The organism is Stenotrophomonas sp. GD03680 (genome assembly GCF_029844625.1).
In the GTDB taxonomy this organism is placed as follows: Bacteria; Pseudomonadota; Gammaproteobacteria; order Xanthomonadales; family Xanthomonadaceae; genus Stenotrophomonas; species Stenotrophomonas maltophilia_P.
The window spans coordinates 111458-129604 of record NZ_JAOCKC010000004.1 but is presented as its reverse complement, the minus strand read 5'-3'; the positions used below and the strand labels follow the sequence as shown (position 1 = coordinate 129604).

The 18147-nt window shown below is 67.8% G+C and carries 17 protein-coding genes; 12 read left to right on the top strand and 5 right to left on the bottom strand.

From position 1 onward, the window contains the following. The first annotated feature begins 84 nt into the window (after positions 1-84). From mutL to N5J29_RS06785, 3 genes are read left to right on the top strand one after another with little or no spacing between them, the layout of a single operon-like run. The gene (gene mutL, locus N5J29_RS06795) at positions 85-1980 is read left to right on the top strand and encodes a DNA mismatch repair endonuclease MutL (RefSeq protein ID WP_164150589.1); all 1896 of its coding nucleotides are present in this window, start codon (positions 85-87) and stop codon (positions 1978-1980) included. A gap of 11 nt (positions 1981-1991) precedes the next feature. Next, on the top strand, positions 1992-2921 hold the full coding sequence (locus tag N5J29_RS06790; RefSeq protein WP_164150587.1) for a DUF1684 domain-containing protein: 930 nt from the start codon (positions 1992-1994) through the stop codon (positions 2919-2921). Between the two features lies 1 nt (position 2922). Continuing rightward, positions 2923-3870, top strand: coding sequence for a TraB/GumN family protein (locus tag N5J29_RS06785; protein ID WP_164150585.1), 948 nt, complete (start codon positions 2923-2925; stop codon positions 3868-3870). 77 nt (positions 3871-3947) lie between these two features. Here the strand turns inward: N5J29_RS06785 and phaR are convergent, their stop codons facing one another. The 3 genes from phaR to gluQRS all read right to left on the bottom strand — a co-directional run bounded on the left by phaR (position 3948) and on the right by gluQRS (position 6344). After that, positions 3948-4481 carry a polyhydroxyalkanoate synthesis repressor PhaR gene (gene phaR / locus N5J29_RS06780; RefSeq protein WP_164150583.1) on the bottom strand — a complete coding sequence of 178 codons (534 nt, stop codon included), beginning with the start codon at positions 4479-4481 and terminating at the stop codon, positions 3948-3950. Positions 4482-4665: 184 nt separating this feature from the next. Beyond that, positions 4666-5406: an acetoacetyl-CoA reductase gene (phbB, locus tag N5J29_RS06775; protein WP_065175510.1), complete on the bottom strand. Its 741-nt coding sequence runs from the start codon at positions 5404-5406 to the stop codon at positions 4666-4668. Between the two features lie 17 nt (positions 5407-5423). Then, a complete protein-coding gene (gluQRS, locus tag N5J29_RS06770; protein WP_065181923.1) occupies positions 5424-6344 on the bottom strand; it encodes a tRNA glutamyl-Q(34) synthetase GluQRS in 921 nt (306 codons plus the stop codon). Between the two features lie 93 nt (positions 6345-6437). On the opposite strand from gluQRS, the gene htpX reads away from it, so the two are divergent. Next, a complete protein-coding gene (htpX, locus tag N5J29_RS06765) occupies positions 6438-7304 on the top strand; it encodes a protease HtpX (protein WP_053520093.1) in 867 nt (288 codons plus the stop codon). 479 nt (positions 7305-7783) lie between these two features. On the opposite strand, the gene N5J29_RS06760 is transcribed toward htpX, so the two are convergent. After that, on the bottom strand, positions 7784-8611 hold the full coding sequence (locus N5J29_RS06760) for an inositol monophosphatase family protein (protein ID WP_053520092.1): 828 nt from the start codon (positions 8609-8611) through the stop codon (positions 7784-7786). Between the two features lie 120 nt (positions 8612-8731). Here N5J29_RS06760 and N5J29_RS06755 point away from each other — a divergent pair, with 120 nt between their 5' ends. The 3 genes from N5J29_RS06755 to N5J29_RS06745 are packed head-to-tail and all read left to right on the top strand — an operon-like array spanning position 8732 to position 12605. Further along, positions 8732-9502: an RNA methyltransferase gene (locus N5J29_RS06755; protein ID WP_053520091.1), complete on the top strand. Its 771-nt coding sequence runs from the start codon at positions 8732-8734 to the stop codon at positions 9500-9502. 47 nt (positions 9503-9549) lie between these two features. After that, positions 9550-10482, top strand: coding sequence for a phosphate/phosphite/phosphonate ABC transporter substrate-binding protein (locus N5J29_RS06750; RefSeq protein WP_164150581.1), 933 nt, complete (start codon positions 9550-9552; stop codon positions 10480-10482). Continuing rightward, positions 10479-12605: an EAL domain-containing protein gene (locus tag N5J29_RS06745; protein WP_053520089.1), complete on the top strand. Its 2127-nt coding sequence runs from the start codon at positions 10479-10481 to the stop codon at positions 12603-12605. Before N5J29_RS06750 ends, N5J29_RS06745 begins: the two co-directional genes overlap by 4 nt. 60 nt (positions 12606-12665) lie before the next feature. On the opposite strand, the gene epmB is transcribed toward N5J29_RS06745, so the two are convergent. Then, entirely contained in the window at positions 12666-13682 is a 1017-nt protein-coding gene (gene epmB / locus N5J29_RS06740; protein WP_164150579.1) for an EF-P beta-lysylation protein EpmB, read from the bottom strand. Positions 13683-13803: 121 nt separating this feature from the next. Between epmB and efp the strand changes: the two genes are divergently transcribed. From efp to N5J29_RS06715, 5 genes are all read left to right on the top strand, one after another. After that, positions 13804-14370 carry an elongation factor P gene (gene efp, locus N5J29_RS06735; RefSeq protein WP_053520087.1) on the top strand — a complete coding sequence of 189 codons (567 nt, stop codon included), beginning with the start codon at positions 13804-13806 and terminating at the stop codon, positions 14368-14370. Between the two features lie 162 nt (positions 14371-14532). Then, on the top strand, positions 14533-15876 hold the full coding sequence (locus N5J29_RS06730) for a TRZ/ATZ family hydrolase (protein WP_164150577.1): 1344 nt from the start codon (positions 14533-14535) through the stop codon (positions 15874-15876). Between the two features lie 24 nt (positions 15877-15900). Then, positions 15901-16617, top strand: coding sequence for a bifunctional 2-polyprenyl-6-hydroxyphenol methylase/3-demethylubiquinol 3-O-methyltransferase UbiG (ubiG, locus tag N5J29_RS06725; protein ID WP_065175506.1), 717 nt, complete (start codon positions 15901-15903; stop codon positions 16615-16617). Further along, positions 16614-17309 (top strand): phosphoglycolate phosphatase, encoded by a 696-nt coding sequence (locus N5J29_RS06720; protein WP_065175505.1) that lies wholly within the window; start codon positions 16614-16616, stop codon positions 17307-17309. The genes ubiG and N5J29_RS06720 overlap by 4 nt, the downstream gene beginning before the upstream one ends. A gap of 11 nt (positions 17310-17320) precedes the next feature. Then, positions 17321-18025, top strand: a complete 705-nt coding sequence (locus N5J29_RS06715; protein WP_164150575.1) for a squalene/phytoene synthase family protein — start codon at positions 17321-17323, stop codon at positions 18023-18025. Positions 18026-18147 lie beyond the last annotated feature (122 nt).

Genomic DNA, 18147 nt, shown 5'->3' with positions numbered 1-18147 from the left:
GCATCGCACAGGTGATCCGGCTCGACTCTCCACGCGGTACCTCCGCTATCATCGGCGCATGAAGTCTGCTGCCTACCTTGCCCCATGAGCGCGCCCGGCCCGCGCCCGATCCGGCCCCTGCCGGACATCCTGATCAACCAGATCGCCGCCGGCGAGGTGGTCGAGCGCCCCGCGTCAGTGGTCAAGGAACTGGTCGAGAATGCGATCGATGCCGGCGCCAGCCGTGTCGACATCGACCTGGAAGAAGGCGGCGTGCGCCTGATCCGCATCCGCGACAACGGCAGTGGCATCGCAGCGGAGCAGCTGCCATTGGCCGTCTCGCGGCACGCCACCAGCAAGATCGCCAACCTGGACGATCTGGAGTCGGTGGCCACGCTCGGGTTCCGCGGCGAAGCGCTGCCATCGATCGCGTCGGTCAGTCGTTTCACCCTGGCGTCGCGCCGCGCAGATGACGAGCACGGTTCCGCGCTGCAGATCGATGGCGGCAAGATCGGCGAGGTCACGCCGCGCGCGCACGCACCGGGTACCACGGTGGAAGTGCGCGAGCTGTTCTACAACGTGCCCGCGCGACGCAAGTTCCTGCGCGCCGAGCGCACCGAACTGGGGCACATCGAAGAATGGCTGCGCTCGCTGGCGCTGGCGCGGCCGGACGTCGAGCTGCGGGTCTCGCACAATGGCAAGGCATCACGCCGCTACAAGCCGGGTGACCTGTATTCGGACGCGCGGCTGTCCGAGACACTGGGCGATGATTTCGCGCTGCAGGCGGTGCGCGTGGACCACAGCGGCGCGGGCCTGCGCCTGCACGGCTGGATCGCGCAGCCGCATTATTCGCGGGCCAGTACCGACCAGCAGTACCTGTACGTCAACGGCCGTTCGGTGCGCGACCGCAGCGTTGCCCACGCGGTGAAGATGGCCTACGGCGATGTGCTGTTCCATGGCCGGCAACCGGCCTACGTGCTGTTCCTGGAACTCGACCCCACGCGCGTCGACGTCAACGTGCATCCGGCCAAGCACGAAGTGCGTTTCCGTGATGCGCGGCTGGTCCATGATTTCGTCTACCGCACGCTGAAGGACGCGCTGGCCGATACCCGAGCCGGCGTGTCGGCGCAGGAGATCGGTGCAGGTGCCGGGCAGGCAGCGGAAGCGGGGGCAGCAGCGGCGGCATCGACCGTGGGCGCGTCCGGATTCGGTCTGGTCCGTGGTCCTGCTCCGGGGGCGGGCGGCGGTGGCGGATATCAGGGATGGCGCCCGCAGCAGCCGCTGGGCCTGCAGGTTGCCGATGCGCCGGCCGCCTACGCCGCGCTCTATGCCACGCCTGCTGCAGGCGAAGGCGACACCGCGCAGCCTGCGATGCAGAGCGGAAACGGCCTGCCGGACACCCGTGCAGACGCGGGCGTGCCGCCCCTGGGGTATGCGATCGCGCAGCTGCATGGCATCTACATCCTGGCCGAGAATGCCGAAGGCCTGATCGTGGTCGACATGCACGCGGCGCACGAACGCATCGGCTACGAGCGGCTGAAGAACGCGCACGATGGTATCGGCCTGCAGTCGCAGCCGTTGCTCGTGCCGATCACGCTGGCGGTGGGCGAACGCGAAGCGGATACCGCAGAGAGCGAGGCCGCGACGCTGGCCGCGCTTGGTTTCGAGGTGACGCGGGCCGGCCCGGGCTCGCTGCATGTGCGCAGCATTCCCGCGCTGCTGGCCCACGCCGAGCCGGAGGGGCTGCTGCGCGATGTGCTGACCGACCTGCGTGAGCACGGCCAGAGCCGCCGCGTAGCGAGCGCGCGCGATGAACTGCTGTCGACCATGGCCTGCCATGGCGCTGTGCGTGCCAATCGCCGGCTGACGGTGCCGGAAATGAACGCCCTGCTGCGCGACATGGAGATCACCGAGCGATCCGGCCAGTGCAACCACGGCCGGCCGACCTGGGCCCGTTTTTCGCTGGCGGAGATCGACCGCTGGTTCCTGCGCGGACGTTGAGGGGAGCATCGATGGCGTATCGGGGAATGGGCGGCCTGCTGGCTGTCTTGTTGCTGGCAGCCTGCAGTCCGGTGCCGCCGCCGGCGCCTGCGGTGGTGGAAGACCCGGCATACGCCGCAGCGCAGCAGCAATGGCGCGTGGCGCGTTATCAGGATCTGACGCGGCCTGATGGCTGGACGGCGCTGGTCGGGCTGCACTGGCTGCAGAACAGCTCGCACTTCGTTGGCAGCGGTGCCACCAATGGCATCCGCCTGGCAGTGGGGCCGGGCAAGCTCGGCCTGCTGCGGCGCGAGGGCCGGCAATGGTGGTTCACGCCGGAAGCCGGGGCGGAGCTCACTCACAATGGCCAGCCGGTGAGGGGGCGCATCCGCATGGATACCGACAAGGATCCGCAGCCCACCCTGCTTGCCTTCGACGGTGGCAAGGGCCAGCTCAGCCTGATCCGGCGTGGTCCGCGCGATGCGCTGAGGGTCAAGCATGCCGACGCGCCTGCACGCCGGGATTTCGCCGGCCTGCAGTACTGGCCGGGAGGTCCCGACTGGCAGGTGCAGGCGCGCTTCGTTGCGCACGCACCGGGCAAGACCTTGCCGATCGTCGACATCACCGGACTGACCACCGACATGCCCAATGCCGGTGCCGTCGAGTTCGAGCGTGATGGCCGGACCTGGCGGCTGGAGGCGATCGGTGCCCCCGGCGAGCCCCTGTTCCTGATCTTCGCGGACCGCACCAGCGGCCGCGGCAGCTATCCCGCTGGCCGCTATCTGGATACCGGCGCCCCCGGCGCCGATGGCCGCGTGCTCATCGATTTCAACCACGCCTACAACCCGCCCTGCGCGTTCACGCCCTACGCGACCTGTCCGTTGGCACCGCCGGAGAACCGGCTGGACCTTCGCGTGGACGCGGGCGAAAAGGCCTACCACCTGCCTGAAGGAGAAGGCTGACATGACGATCAGACACCTGTTCCACGCCGCCCTGTTGCTGCTGGCCTGCGCGGTGGCGCCACTGGCGCAGGGCCGCAATGCCCCGGCCGCTGAAGGTGCGTCGGTCAAGCCGCCGGTACCGCTGCTGTGGAAGGTCACCGGCCCCGGCGATTCACGGCTGTATCTGCTCGGCTCGTTCCATCTGTTGAAGCCGCAGGACTATCCGCTGTCGGCTGATGTGGAGCAGGCCTTCGGGGCCTCGCAGCGCGTGTTGTTCGAACTGTCGCCGGAAGACATGCAGTCCCCGCAGCTGGCCAGCCGCATGGTGCAGGCCGCCGTGCGCACCGACGGCAGCGAACTGAAGCGTGATCTGGATGCAGCGACCTGGCAGAAACTGCAGGCGTTCGCCACCGTGAACAAGCTGCCGCTGGCGCAGATGCAGGGCATGAAACCCTGGTTTGTCGGCCTGAGCATTTCAGTGGGGCAGATGCAGAAGATGGGCCTGGACCCGGCGCTCGGTCTGGACCGTCACTTCATGGAGCGCGCACAGGCAACCGGGCGAAGCACCGGTGGTCTGGAGGACATCGATACGCAGATCGGCATGCTTGATGGGATGTCGATGCAGGAGCAGCGGCAGATGCTGTCCGAAGCCCTCGATCAGGCCGACAAGGGCGATGAGCAGGCGCGCATGCTGCACGACGCATGGCGCCGCGGTGACGAGCGCCTGCTGTGGACGAAAATGGCTGCCGAGATGCGCCAGCAGTATCCGCAGCTGTATCAGCGCATCAATACCGGCCGCAATGATGCCTGGGTGCCGAAGCTGGTGCCTTATCTTCAGGCGGGGCAGGGTGGCACGCTGGTGGTGGTTGGCACGCTGCATCTGCTCGGCAGCGATGGCGTGGTCGAGAAGCTCAAGGCGAAGGGCTACAAGGTCGAGCGCGTCTGCACGGCGTGCAAGGCGAAGCGCTGACGTCTGCCTGCGTATGACCCGCAGACAAAAACGGCGCGCCAGTGGCGCGCCGTTTTCATGTCAGTCCCTGCCGTAGCTCAGCGGCGGGTCTTGCCGCCGGTGCCGGTGCCCGGTTCGTTCGGCTTGCTGCCGGTTCCGGTTGCCGTGCCGGTTCCGCCGGGGCGGGGGCCGCCGAAGCCGGTGCCCATGCTGCGCTGGAATTCCTGCCATAGCTCCAGGTTGCGTTCGGTCAGCTGGTTCATCATCGCCCACGGCGTCTGGCCCAGCAGGTTGCCCATCTGCTGGCGGAACTGCTGCTGCTGGTCCAGGAACACCTGCATGCTGCGTTCCAGGTAGTTGCCCATGAATCCCTGCAGGGAGTCGCCGTAGAAGCGGATCAGCTGGCTCAGCAACTGGGTGGAGAGCATCGGCTCGCCGTCCTGCTCCTGGTCGGCGATGATCTGCAGCAGGACCGAACGGGTAAGGTCGTCGCCGCTCTTGGCGTCGCGGACCTCGAAGTCTTCACCGTCCAGTATCAGCTGGCGGACGTCCTCGATGGTGATGTAGCTGGAAATCTCGGTGTCGTAGAGACGGCGGTTCGGATACTTCTTGATGATGCGGGTCGCAGCCATGAAGCGGTCACTCGTCACAGTAGACGCGCAGCATGGCGCAGTGCAGCAGCCGTTGCAACCGCCCCAACCCCCGCCAGGCTTGGCTTTCACGGCGGATCATGTTGCGCAACAAGGGTTTGCGTGCTGCGCAGCATGACCGCAGGCAGGTGCGGTCCGGCACGTGACCGGCCGCCCCCCGCGCGGCTCACCAGCCCATGTGGTGGCCGCCGTTGATGTCCAGGTTGCTGCCGGTGATCCATGAGGCCTCCTCGGCCACCAGGAAGGACACGCCGTAGGCGATCTCCTCCGGCTTGCCCAGGCGCCCGGTCGGAATGTCGGCGATGATCTTGGCCCGCACTTCCTCCGGCACGGCCATGACCATGTCCGTGGCGACATAGCCCGGCGAAATGGTATTGACGGTGATGCCGAAGCCCGCGTTCTCGCGCGCCAGTGAGATGGTGAAGCCGTGCATGCCGGCCTTGGCGGCGGCGTAGTTGGCCTGGCCGTACTGGCCCTTCAGACCGTTGATCGAGCTGATCTGGATGACCCGGCCCCAGCCGCGGCGACGCATGCCTTCGATGACCGGGCGGGTGACGTTGAACACCGAATTGAGGTTGGTGTTGATCACGTCATGCCACTGGTCCGCACGCATCCGGTGGAAGGTCGTATCGCGGGTGATGCCGGCGTTGTTGACCAGGATCTCCACCGGGCCCAGTTCGTTTTCGACGGCGCGCACCATCGCTTCGGCACTGTCCGGATCGGACACGTCGCCGGCGAAGATGGACACGCTGTAGCCGCGTTCGGTCATCGCCTGTTGCCAGGCGCGGGCCTTGGCTTCATCACGATAGTTGGTGGCGACCCGGTGGCCCTGGTCGGCCAGGCGTTGGCAGATGGCGGTGCCGATGCCGCCGGTTCCGCCGGTGACCAGTGCGACGCGAGATGTCATGGAATGCAGTCCGGGTTTCAGGTGGGGGAAGGGGGATTCTGCAACATCGGCGCGGAAAGTGCGCCCGTCGGCAACAGGATGTCCGTGCGTGGCAGGCGGGCCGGATCGAATGCCTGCCGGGCCGCCGCGAGCAGGTCGTGCAGATCGTCGTGACCCTCGAGTGCGGCGGGCGACTGGCCGAGCAGGCCCCACAACTGACGCAGCACCGGCACCGGGCGGGCGCTGTCGACCGGCAGCGCGGCCAGCGACTTGGACAGCTTGTGCCCGGGCGCGTCCAGCAGCAGGGGCAGGTGCCAGTATCGCGGCACTGCCAGTCCGAGTGCCTGCTGCAGCAGGATCTGCCGCGCGGTGGAGTCGAGCAGGTCGGCGCCGCGCACCACGTCGGTGACGCCCTGCGCGGCATCGTCGACCACCACCGCCAGCTGGTAGGCCCAGCACCCGTCGGCGCGGCGCAGCACGAAATCACCCACCTCGGCGTGGACGTCCTGCACCTGACGGCCGCGCAGGCCATCGTCGAACTGCACCACGCTGCCGGCCGGTACGCGGAAGCGGACGGCAGGGTCCGGTCGGGGCTGCCGCGCGACGCAGCGATGGTGGATGCCCCCCCGGGCTGCCAGTTCGCTGCGGCTGCAGTGGCAGATGAAGGCCAGCCCGCTGGCCAGCAGCCTGTCCAGAGCCTGCTGGTAAGCATCGCCACGTTCGCTCTGCCACAGCACCGGACCATCGTGGGCCAGGCCGAATGCCGCCAGTGCCTGCAACTGCGCGTGCGCAGCCCCGGGCACGGTGCGTGGGGGATCGATGTCCTCGATGCGCAGCCGCCACAGGCCATGGTGATGGCGCGCGAGCAGCCAGCTGCCGAATGCAGCCAGCAGGGAGCCGGGGTGTAGCAGGCCGGTAGGCGAGGGCGCGAAGCGGCCGCAGGAAAGGGGGGAGGTCATGCTGGCTGAATCGTCGGTCAGGTTGGTGCTTGAATTCAAGCTGACCGCACCGCAAATTGGCGGATATCGACCCCTTCCGAGCCGGAATTTCCCATGTTTACCCGCATCGCACTCTTTCTAGCCACCAACTTTGCAGTGCTGATCCTGGCCGGCATCGTGATGTCGCTGCTGGGGGTCAATCCGAACCAGATGAGCGGCCTGCTGGTGATGGCTGCGATTTTCGGCTTCGGCGGTTCCTTCATCTCGCTGCTGTTGTCCAAGTGGATGGCCAAGCGCTCCACCGGCGCGGTGGTGATCACCGAGCCACGCAACCAGACCGAGCGCTGGCTGCTGGCCACCGTCGAGCGCCAGGCCAAGGCGGCCGGCATCGGGATGCCCGAAGTGGCGGTCTACGATGGCCCGGAGATCAACGCGTTCGCCACCGGCGCCAACCGCAACAACGCGCTGGTGGCGGTGTCCACCGGTCTGCTGCAGAACATGAGCGAAGACGAGGCCGAAGCCGTACTGGGCCACGAGATCGCCCACGTGGCGAATGGTGACATGATCACCATGGCGCTGCTGCAGGGTGTGCTGAACACCTTCGTGATCGTGCTGGCGCGCGTGGTCGGCGGCGTCATCGACAGCGCGCTGTCGGGCAACCGCGAAGGCGGCGGCCGCGGGTTCGCCTACTACATCATCGTGTTCGTGCTGGAGATGGTGTTCGGCCTGTTCGCGACCATGATCTCGATGTGGTTCTCGCGCCATCGTGAGTTCCGCGCCGATGCCGGTGGCGCCTCGCTGGCGGGTCGCCAGAAGATGATCGCCGCGCTGGAGCGCCTGCAGCTCAACCACGGCCAGAGCACGCTGCCGACCCAGATCGCCGCCTTCGGCATCGCCGGTTCGACCGCGAAGAAGCTGTTCATGAGCCATCCGCCGCTGGAAGAGCGCATCGCCGCGCTGCGGGCCTCGACGGTGGTGTAAGCCTCCGCTTGCAACGCACTGCTACAGGAACGCCCGGCCCCGTGCCGGGCGTTTCTGTTTGCGCGTCGGCAGCATCGACGCGTGCCCGCAGGATCGTTTCCGCGACTGCGGAGGGGTGTCACTTTCAAGGTCGAAGGCGAAGCGGCCGCTTCGCTCGCCGGGCATGGCCCGGCGCTACCCGTCATCGTCGTGCAGCTGTGGTTCTTGACCTTGGGTCCGCCTTGAGCGAGCCGAGCACCGCAGGTCCGGCGAGGGCGAAGAGGTGCGGGTGTCTGAGCGCAGCGAGTTCCCGCACCGTCCCTAGACGGACCGAGGAGCGCAGGGAACCGGCGTGCACAGCACGTCGGCTCGCGTCCTGGCGGCGTGTTTCTTTGGTTACTTTCTTTGCACGAGCAAAGAAAGTGACAAGCACGATCACTGCGGATACGAAAACGGCACCTTCACAGGTGCCGTCTCCATGAACCGCTTTACAGGGAAGCTCAGAACTTCGCGTCGAACTCGGCTGCATAGCCCGTGTTGACCAGCACCTTCTGCAGCGACTCGGCCACCTTCAGGTTGCCCGCCACCACCTGCTGGGTTTCCGGACCGCGGTTGTCCATGCGTGCAAGCGGCGCTCCCTTGAAATCGCACACCTTGCCACCGGCCTCGCGCACCAGCAGCACGCCGGCCGCGATGTCCCAGGCCTTCACCCCGGCCTCGAAGTAGGCGTCGGCGCGACCGCAGGCGACGTAGGCCAGGTCCAGCGCAGCGGAACCGGTACGGCGGATGTCCTCGGCCTGCACCAGCAGGGCATCGACCGCCTTCAACTGGGCGCCGGCACGGGCGCGCTCGCGCGGAGCGAAGCCGGTCTGGATCATGGTGCCGCCCAGGTCCTTGCGATCCGCCACGCGGATGCGACGGTCGTTCAGCACGGCGCCCGCGCCACGGCTGGCGGTGAACAGCTCGTTGCGCAGCGGATCGAAGATGACCGCGTCGGTCGGCTCGCCGTTCTCGACCAGGGCGATCGATACACAGTAGTGGGGCACGCCGCGCAGGTAGTTGCTGGTGCCGTCCAGCGGATCGATGACCCACATGTGGCGATGTTCGCCCTGCACGCCGCCTTCCTCGCCAAACACGCCGTACTCGGGATATGCGCGCTTGAGCTCCTTGACGATGACCTTTTCCGCATCCGCATCGACTTCGCTGGCGTAGTCCATCCGCCCCTTCTGCACCACGTTCAGTGCCTCGAGCTTGTTGATGTTGCGCAACAGGACGTTGCCGGCGAGGCGGGCGGCCTTGACCATGACGGTGACGGCGGGTTTCTGCATGGCGTGGGCTCCCGGAAAGGCAGAAGGGTAGGACTGGCGGGGGAAAAGAGCGGGTCCGGCGCAGTGGCCGGCCACACAGTTTACCATTGGTCATCGTCCAGCTCGACCTTTTCCCTGTTCATGTCCCAGTTCCCCGCCGCCACCCGCCTCCGATTCGTCCTGGTCGGAACCCAGCATCCCGGCAACATGGGCGCCGCCGCCCGCGCCCTGAAGACCATGGGCCTGGCCCGCCTGGTACTGGTGGCCCCGGAAAAACCGCTGGACGAGGAGGCATTCCGCCGCTCGGCCGGCGCCGAGGACGTGCTCGGCGATGCGCCCGTGGTGGCCACCCTGGCCGAGGCCGTCGCCGACTGCCGTCTGGTGCTGGGGTGTACGGCCCGCGCACGCCGGGTCCAGCTGGAGGAGTACCTGCCCGCCGACGCAGCGGCCCGTGCGGTCGCCAAGGCCGGTGAGGGTGCCGAGGTGGCGCTGGTGTTTGGCCGGGAACGGACCGGCCTGACCAACGAGGAGCTGCAGCTGTGCCACGCGGCGGTGCACATTCCGTCCGATCCGGCGTTCAGTTCGCTCAACCTCGCCGCCGCCGTGCAGGTGTTGGCCTACGAGGTGCGCATGCAGCTGCTTGGCGCCCAGCCTGCCGTTGGCGCCGAACCGGGCTTTCGTGAGCAGGTGGCCAGCCACGAACAGATGGAGAGCTTCTTCGCCCAGCTTGGCGACACCCTGGACGAGATCGATTTCCACAAGGGCCGTGCGCCGGAGTCGGCGATGCGCAAGCTGCGCCGCCTGTTCCTGCGCAGCGAGCCGAGCGAGCAGGAAGTGCGGTTGCTGCGCGGCATCCTGGCCGATGCCCAGCGCATGGCGCGTCTGGCCAAGCCGGGCAGTCACAACGGCTGACGACGTTCTCATTTTTTCGGGTAGTCTGTCCGGATACCCAGGGGGGGATGAAACCGGTGTCGGGTCTGCGAACGGCAATGCAGGGGGCGCTGCTGAGCCTGGCCATGGTCCTGCTGGCCGGAACGGTGCGTGCTGCGCCGGATCCGGTGCTGGTGCTGGGGCGGATCAGCGACGATCCCAAGGCCCATTACCAGCAGCTGCAGCCGCTGCTGGACTACGTGGTGGCACGCATGCACGACGTCGGCATCCAGGAGGGGAGGATACTGATGGCGCGTGATCCGCAGCAGATGGCCAGCTATCTGCGGCGGGGGCAGGTCGACTGGGTCACGGAAACCGCCGGAACCGCAGTGGCGTTGGGGCAGCGCAGCGGTGCGCGGCCGTTGCTGCTGACCGAGCGCAATGGCGTGCGTGAGTACCAGACCGTATTCTTCGTGCGCCGCGACAGCCCGTTCCAGCGGCTGGAGGACCTGCGGGGCCACCGCCTTGCGCTGCAGAACACCGCATCCACCAGCGCCTACCTGGTGCCGGTGATGACGTTGCTGGGCCACGGGTTGTCCCCACAGATCCTCGCGGGTACGTGGGACGCTCCGGGCACGGACAGCGTCGGCTATGTGTTCGCCCGTAGCGAGCTGAACATCGCCACCTACGTGCACAAGGGCGTGGCCGATGCGGGCGCGGTGAGCAGCGTGGACTGGAACGATGAGCGGCGCATGCCGCGGGCGTTCCGGCGCGACTTCCGCGAACTGTTGCGCACGGAGCCCTATCCTCGCGCCGTGGAGGTGGTGCGCGCCGACCTGGATGCACGCGTCCGTGATCGCCTGCAGGAGGTCCTGCTGCAGGCGGCCAGTGATCCGCAGGCACAGGCAGCGCTGCACCGTTTTTTTGGTACTTCCGGTTTCCACCGCGTCGACGCGCATGCGCAGCAGCGGCTGGATGAATTGAAACAAGGATTGACGCGCGTGCGGATGGAAGTGGAATGAAGTGGCTCGGCTCGGGAATGCAGGCGCGGTTCCTGCTCGCGATGGGCGGGGCGATGCTTGTGGTGGTGGCGATCCTGGCGGTGCTGCTGGGGCGGCAGGCGGCGATGCAGAGCGAGGTGCGCAACCTCAGCGGCGGCGTCATCCATGAACTGTTCGACCGCAGCGTGCGCAGCCGCGGCGAAGCGATCGCCCGTGAGCTTTCCGATGCGCTGGCCAACCCGCTGTACTACCACGATCTGGACCAGGTCGGCGCACTCGTGCGCAGCACGTCGCGGCAGCCCGTGGTGCGCTATGTGCTGGTGTTCGACGAACGTGGCCGGCTGGTGCACGACGGTTCGGTGGAGGTCGCCGCCTTCGGTCAGCCGATGGGAGACCCCCTTGCACCGGGCGCGATCGCCGCGCGGACGCTGGTGGTGCAGCAGTCGCCAAAGGTGCTCGACAACACGATGCCGATCATGGTCGGCAACCAGCGCATCGGCGGCGTCCGCGTCGGCATGGCGCTGGACGAAGTGCAGCAGCGCGAGCAGGCCGCCAACGCAACGCTGGGCGAGCGACTGCAGCAGGTCGGCAGCCGTCATCTGGGCTGGCTGCTGCTGATGCTCGGCCTGCTGGTGGTGATCGGCGTGGCGGTGATCTTCTACGTGCAGCGCACCTTGGTCGCGCCGATCCGCGACCTGGCGGTGGCGGCCCGTCGCATCGAAGCCGGCGACTACCAGGCGCCGCTGCTGGAGAATACCCGCGACGACGAGGTCGGCGAACTGGTGCGGGGATTCGCCCGCATGCGTGATGCCATCGCCCGCCACGACCGCGAGGTGCGGCACATGGCCTACACCGACGCACTGACCGGCCTCACCAACCGCTTGGCGTTCCGCGAAGCCCTGGACCACCGGCTGATGGCCGCGCGTGCGTCCAAGCAGCGGTTGGGCCTGTTGTTTGCGGACATCGACGATTTCAAGCGGGTCAACGATACCCTCGGGCATGAAGCGGGCGACGAAGCACTGCTGCAGTTTGCCCAGCGGATCGGCCGCGCCGTCGCCGAGGCCGGGGGCGATGAGGCGCTGCTGGCCCGTTTTGGCGGCGACGAGTTCGTGATCCTGGTCGGCGACGGCGATGTCGCTGCCAATGCGCGGCTGCTGGCCGAGGTGCTGGTGCGCGAACTGGGCAAGCCGCTGGTGGTGCAGGGCAGGGAGCTGTTCCTGGGCACCTCCATCGGCGTGACCCTGTTCCCGGACGATGCCGCAGACGCGACCACACTGCTGAAGAACGGCGACATCGCCATGTACCAGGCGAAGATGGCCGGCAAGAATTGCTACCGGTATTACAGCCGGGCGATGGACCATGCTGTCGAGCGCCGCGTGCACATGGAACAGGAACTGCGCGGCGCCTGGGAGCGCGGCGAGCTGCGCCTGGCCTACCAGCCGATCTTCCGCACCCGCGACCGGCGGATGGTCGGCGTCGAGGTGCTGCTGCGCTGGCAGCACCCCACTCTGGGCACGATCCCGCCGTCGGTGTTCATCGAAGTGGCCGAGCAGAGCGGGCTGATCGAGGTGATCGGGCCGAAGGTGCTGCGCGCGGCCTGCATGGAAGCGTCGCAGTGGCCGCGCAGTGCGGGCGGCGATGATCTGTTCGTGTCGGTGAACGTGTCGCCCCGTCAGCTGCGTGGCGGCGAGCTGCCGTCACTGGTCGCACAGTGCCTGCATGAGTCGGGGCTGCCGGCTTCGCGCCTGCATCTGGAACTGACCGAGACCGCCGTGATCGGTGATGAGATGGTGGCCGCGCAGTTGCTGGACAAGCTGCATCGCACCGGCGTCAAGGTGTGGCTGGACGACTTCGGCACCGGCTTCTCGGGCTTGAGCCACCTGCGCCAGGTGCCCGTGGACGGCGTGAAGATCGACAAGAGTTTCATTGCCGACATGCAGCGTGATCCGGACGACCTGGCGCTGACCACGGCGATCATCGCCATGGCCCACGCGCTGGGCATCACGGTGGTTGCCGAGGGCATCGAGCAGCAGGCGCAATTCGAGCTGCTGGCCCAGCGCGGCTGCGATCTTGGCCAGGGCTACTGGCTGAGCCACCCGGTCACCGCGACCGAAGTGGTGCGGATGATCGAGTCCGGCGTCTGAATCCTGGTTCAGGGGTCAGATCCCTTTCTGCAGGAAACGGCTCTGACCCCGGCGGGATCGTTACAGCGGGCGCTTGCTCGGGTCGCCGGGCAGTTCCCGCACCAGCTTGGGAACCAGGTAGCCGGACAGGCGCGCGGTCAGGCCGGCGATCAGCTCCCTGGCGCGGGTGTCATCCACCTCGAAGTGGGCCACGCCCTCGACCCGGTCCAGCTGGTGCAGGTAATAGGGCAGCACGCCGGCGGCAAAGCTGCGTTCGCTCAGCTCCTGCAGCGCCTGCACGCTGTCGTTGACGCCACGCAGCAGCACTGCCTGGTTCAGGAGCTGGGCGCCGGTCCCACGCAGGCGCGCCATTGCCGCGTCCACGCTGGCATCGAACTCGTTGCGATGGTTGGCATGGACCACGATCGCCAGCGGCCACGGCAGGCTGCCCAGCCAGGCCAGCAGCTCGTCGTCGACCCGTTCCGGCAGCACGATCGGCAGCCGGGTGTGGATGCGCAGGCGACGGATGTGCGGAATCCGCCGCAGCGCGTCGGTCAGTTCGACCAGCTTGTGGGTGGCCAGCGACAGCGGATCCCCCCCGGACAGGATCACTTCGTCGATATCCGGATCGGCGGCGATGGCGTCCACCGCTTCCCACCAGCCGCCCTTGGCGGCATTCTCAGCGGCGTAGTCGAAGTGCCGGCGGAAACAGTAGCGGCAATTGATTGCACAGCTGCCGGTGGCGATCAGCAGCGCCCGGCCCCGGTACTTCTGGATGACCCCGGTCGCCTTCCTGGCCGCACCATCGCCCACCGCGTCGAAGCTGAACCCGGGAACGACCTGCATCTCGTCATCGACCGGCAGTACCTGGCGCAGCAGCGGGTCGGCCGCGTCGCCCTTGCGCATGCGGGCCACGAATCCCTCCGGTACGCGCAGCGCGAACTGGGCCATGGCCGCCTCGGACACGCCCAGTGCGACCGGATCCAGCTCCAGCCGCGCCAGCAGTGCGTGCGGGTCGCGCAGCGCCTGGCGCCAGAGTTCCTGCCAGCGTGCGGGTGCACCCGGCGACGACGGGCGGGGAAAGGCGGAAAGCTGCATGGAGAGGGGGCCTGCGGTTATCATGGGGGCAGAAAAACAGTCGCCCACCGGCATCCGGTGGGCTTTCCATTCTACCGGCTCGCCGCACCCGCGGCGGTTTTGCCATTTGAGGAGCTTGAGCATGGCCACTGTGGGCATGAATGACGTCAAGAACGGGATGAAGATCCTGGTCAACAATGAACCGGCGGTCATCACCGATACCGAATACGTCAAGCCGGGCAAGGGCCAGGCGTTCACCCGCGTCAAGTACCGCTTCATCCGTTCGGGCCGCGTGGTCGAACTGACCATGAAGGCGACCGACGACCTGGAAGTGGCCGACGTGGTCGACACCGACATGAACTACATGTACAGCGATGGCGAGTACTGGCACTTCATGGATCCGGAGACCTTCGAGCAGGTCCAGGCCGACAAGGCCGGCATGGGCGGCGCCGAAAAGTGGCTGAAGGGCGAGGAAGCCTGCATCGTGACCCTGTTCAACGGTGCGCCGATCTTCGTGCAGCCGCCGAACTTCGTCGAGCTGAAGATCACCGAAACCGATCCGGGCGTCCGCGGTGACACCTCCGGCGGTGGCGGCAAGCCGGCCACGCTGGAAACCGGTGCCGTGGTCCGCGTGCCGCTGTTCGTCAACCAGGATGAAGTCATCCGGGTCGACACCCGTTCGGGCGAGTACTCCTCGCGCGTGAAGTAATCCGGCGCAGCCGGATGACCTGTGAGCCGGGCCCAGGCCCGGCTTTCCGGGCATCGCCCGGAATCCGTTGCCGGCGTCCACGGCGCCGCAACGGACAGCCGCCGGGCATGGCCCGGCGCTACCGCCTCCCGTGAGGTTCTCCCCCCAGCCAAGTGAGCCTGCATGAGCGACAGCCCGCACCTCCCCGAAGCCTGCGACCTGCTCATCGAAGCCGGCTACGTCGTTCCGATCGAACCGCATGCCGTGGTGCTGGAAGACCATGCCGTAGCCGTGCGTGGCGGCGAGATCGTGGCCGTGCTGCCGCGTGCCGAAGCGCGGGCGCGCTTCCGTGCCGCGCAGGTGGTCAGCCGTCCGGACGCCGCGCTGATGCCGGGCCTGGTCAACGCGCACACGCACAACCCGATGACCCTGCTGCGCGGCGTTGCGGATGACCTGCCACTGATGACCTGGCTGCAGGAGCACATCTGGCCGGTGGAAGCGGCGGTGATCGGCCCCGAGTTCGTCGCCGACGGCACCACGCTGGCGATTGCCGAGATGCTGCGCGGCGGCACCACCTGCGCCAACGAGAACTACTTCTTCGGCGACGTGCAGGCGGCGGTCTACAAGAAGCATGGTTTCCGCGCGCTGGTGGCGGCGGTCATCATCGATTTCCCGACCGCCTGGGCGAAGAGCGACGACGAGTACTTCGCCAAGGCCGGTGAACTGCACGACCAGTGGCGCAACGACAGTCTGATCGGCGTCGCGTTCGCACCACATGCGCCCTACACGGTCAGCGATGCCAATTTCGAGCGGGTGCGGATGCTGTCCGACCAGCTCGACATGCAGGTGCACCTGCATACCCATGAGACCGCGCAGGAAGTCAGCGACTCGATCAGGCTGCATGGCCAGCGTCCGCTGGCGCGACTCGATCGCCTCGGCCTGGTCAATGACCGGTTGATCGCGGTGCACATGACCCAGCTGACCGACGCGGAGATCCACCTGTGCGCCGAGCGTGGCGTCAGCGTGGTGCACTGCCCGGAATCGAACCTGAAACTGGCCTCCGGTTTCTGCCCCGCCTGCGCCTTGCAGCGCGCAGGCGTGAACCTGGCCATCGGTACCGATGGCTGTGCCAGCAACAACGACCTGGACATGTTCAGCGAGAACCGCACCGCGGCGATCCTGGCCAAGGCTGTCGCCAACGACGCCACTGCGCTGGACGCGGCCACCACGTTGCGCGCTTCCACGCTCGGTGGTGCCCGTGCGCTGGGCTTCGGCGAACGGATCGGCTCGATCGAGGTGGGCAAGCAGGCCGATCTGGTCTGCGTGGACCTGTCCGCGCTGGAAACCCAGCCGCTGCACAACGTGCTTTCGCAACTGGTGTACGCCACCGGCCGGCAGCAGGTGAGCGACGTCTGGATTGCCGGCAAGCCCAAGCTGGTGCAGCGCGAGCTGGTCGGCATGGACCTGCCGGGCATCATCGCCAACGCGCGCCAGTGGCGCGAGCGCATCCGCCATATCCGCGCCTGAACCCCGGCGCTGCAAGGATTCCCCATGACTGCCCCCCATGCTTCCTCCAATTTCGATCAGGCCGAGCTGGACAAGTTCGCCGCACTGGCCAACCGCTGGTGGGACGCCGATGGTCCGCAGAAGCCGCTGCATGCACTGAACCCGGTGCGCCTGAAGTACGTGGCCGACCGCGTGCCGCTGCGCGGCGCACGCGTGCTCGACATCGGCTGCGGTGGCGGCCTGCTGAGCGAAGCACTGGCCCAGGCCGGCGCCGATGTCACCGCCATCGATCTGGCCCCGGAGCTGGTCAAGGTCGCGCGGCTGCACGCACTGGAAAGTGGTGCCAAGGTCGACTACCGGGTGCAGGCCGCCGAGGACCTGGCCGCTGAACAGCCGGGCAGCTTCGATGTGGTGACCTGCATGGAGATGCTCGAGCACGTGCCGGACCCCGGCGCGATCATCGAGGCCTGCAGGCGGCTGCTGAAGCCGGGGGGGCACCTGTTCCTGTCGACCATCAACCGCACGGCCGCCGCATTCGCGGTGGCCATTGTCGGTGCCGAATACGTGGCGCGCCTGTTGCCGAAGGGCACCCACCACTACCAGGAATTCATCAGGCCGGCCGAACTGGCACGCTGGTTGCGCGAGGCTGATCTGCAGCTGGCCGATGTCAGCGGCATGGCATACGAGCCGTGGCGCAACCGTGCCCGCCTCAGCACCCGCACCGACATCAACTACCTGGCCTACGCGGTCAAGCCGGCATGACCGCCACGCACTTCCCGCGCGCGGTGCTGTTCGACCTGGACGGCACCCTGCTGGACAGTGCGCCGGACTTCGTTGCCACCTGCGACGCCATGCTGGCCGAGCGTGGACGCGCGCCGATCGATCCGGCGCAGCTGCGCCCGGTGGTGTCCAAGGGCTCGCGGGCGATGATCGCGGCGGCCTTCCCGGACCTGGATGCGCATGCGCGCGACGCGCTGATCCCGGAGTTCCTGCAGCGCTATGAAGCGTTGATCGGCCAGCACGCGGTGCTGTTCGATGGCGTCGCCGGCATGCTCGCCGCGCTCGATGCTGCTGGAACGATATGGGGCATCGTTACCAACAAGCCCGAGTACCTGGCGCGGTTGATCCTGCCGCAGCACGGTTGGCAGCAGCGCTGCGCCGTGCTGGTCGGCGGCGACAGCCTGGCCGAGCGCAAGCCGCACCCGCTGCCTTTGCTGCACGCTGCGCAGGCGATCGGTGTCGCGGCAAGCGACTGCGTGTATGTCGGCGACGACGAGCGCGACATCATCGCGGCGCGCGCCGCGGCCATGCCATCGGTGGCAGCGCTGTGGGGCTACCGCCTGCACAGCGACGACCCGTTGGCCTGGCAGGCCGATGTACTGGTCGAGAACGCCGCACTTCTGCAACTGGCCAGCCTGTGGCCAACCCGGCCGGCACGCCCGGCCCACCCGTAAGGACGATCGTAGTGAGCAGCACCGCGCTGGAAAGCTTCCTCGACAAATGGCGCAGCCGTTGGCCGGAATGGTCGGTGGCCGCGCCGTTCGTGGCCGAATCGCACCGTGAGTTGGCCGTAGCGTGGTTCGCGCTGTTGCAGGAATTCGACGACATGCTCAATACCAGCGGCGATCCGTTGCCGGCCGATGCCAAGCTGGCATGGTGGGGCGAGGAGCTGCGCAGCTGGGAAGGACAGCGTTCGCGCCATCCGTTGGGTCGTGTGCTGGAACCGGTGCGTGCGCCGTGGGCGCGGTTGGCGGAAACGCTGCCGGATCTGGTGGAGGCACGCACCGTCGCGCCGGATGCGGCCAGTGCCGAAGCCGCGCTGGCCCGCTACGCTGAAGCGGTCGCGGCCGTGGAAGTGGTGTTGTTCGATGACAGGCCGCGGACCGGTGCGGGCCGGGCCGTGCAGTTGCAGACGCTGGCCCAGCGCCTGCAGGACGCAGGCGTGGCCGGCGTGCCGCGCAGCCTGCTGGACGAGGACACCCGCTCCGCCGCGCAGCGCTGGGCGCAGCACCTGTTGAAGGGGTGGGGCACGCGCGTGCCAGGCCCGCGCCCGCGCCGCGTGTGGTCCAGCCTGGCCCGTGCACGCCTGAGGGCCCAGGCGGCCGGCAAGCCGATCGAGGCGACCCCGCTGCGCACCCTGCTGCGGGTGTGGTGGGCCGCACGCGGCTGATTCCGTTGCCGCTGCGCTCGCCGGGCATGGCCCGGCGCTACCGGGTCGCGTGTCGCTGATTCCGTCGCCGCTGCGCTCGCCGGGCATGGCCCGGCGCTACCAGAGCCACCAAACGGTAGCGC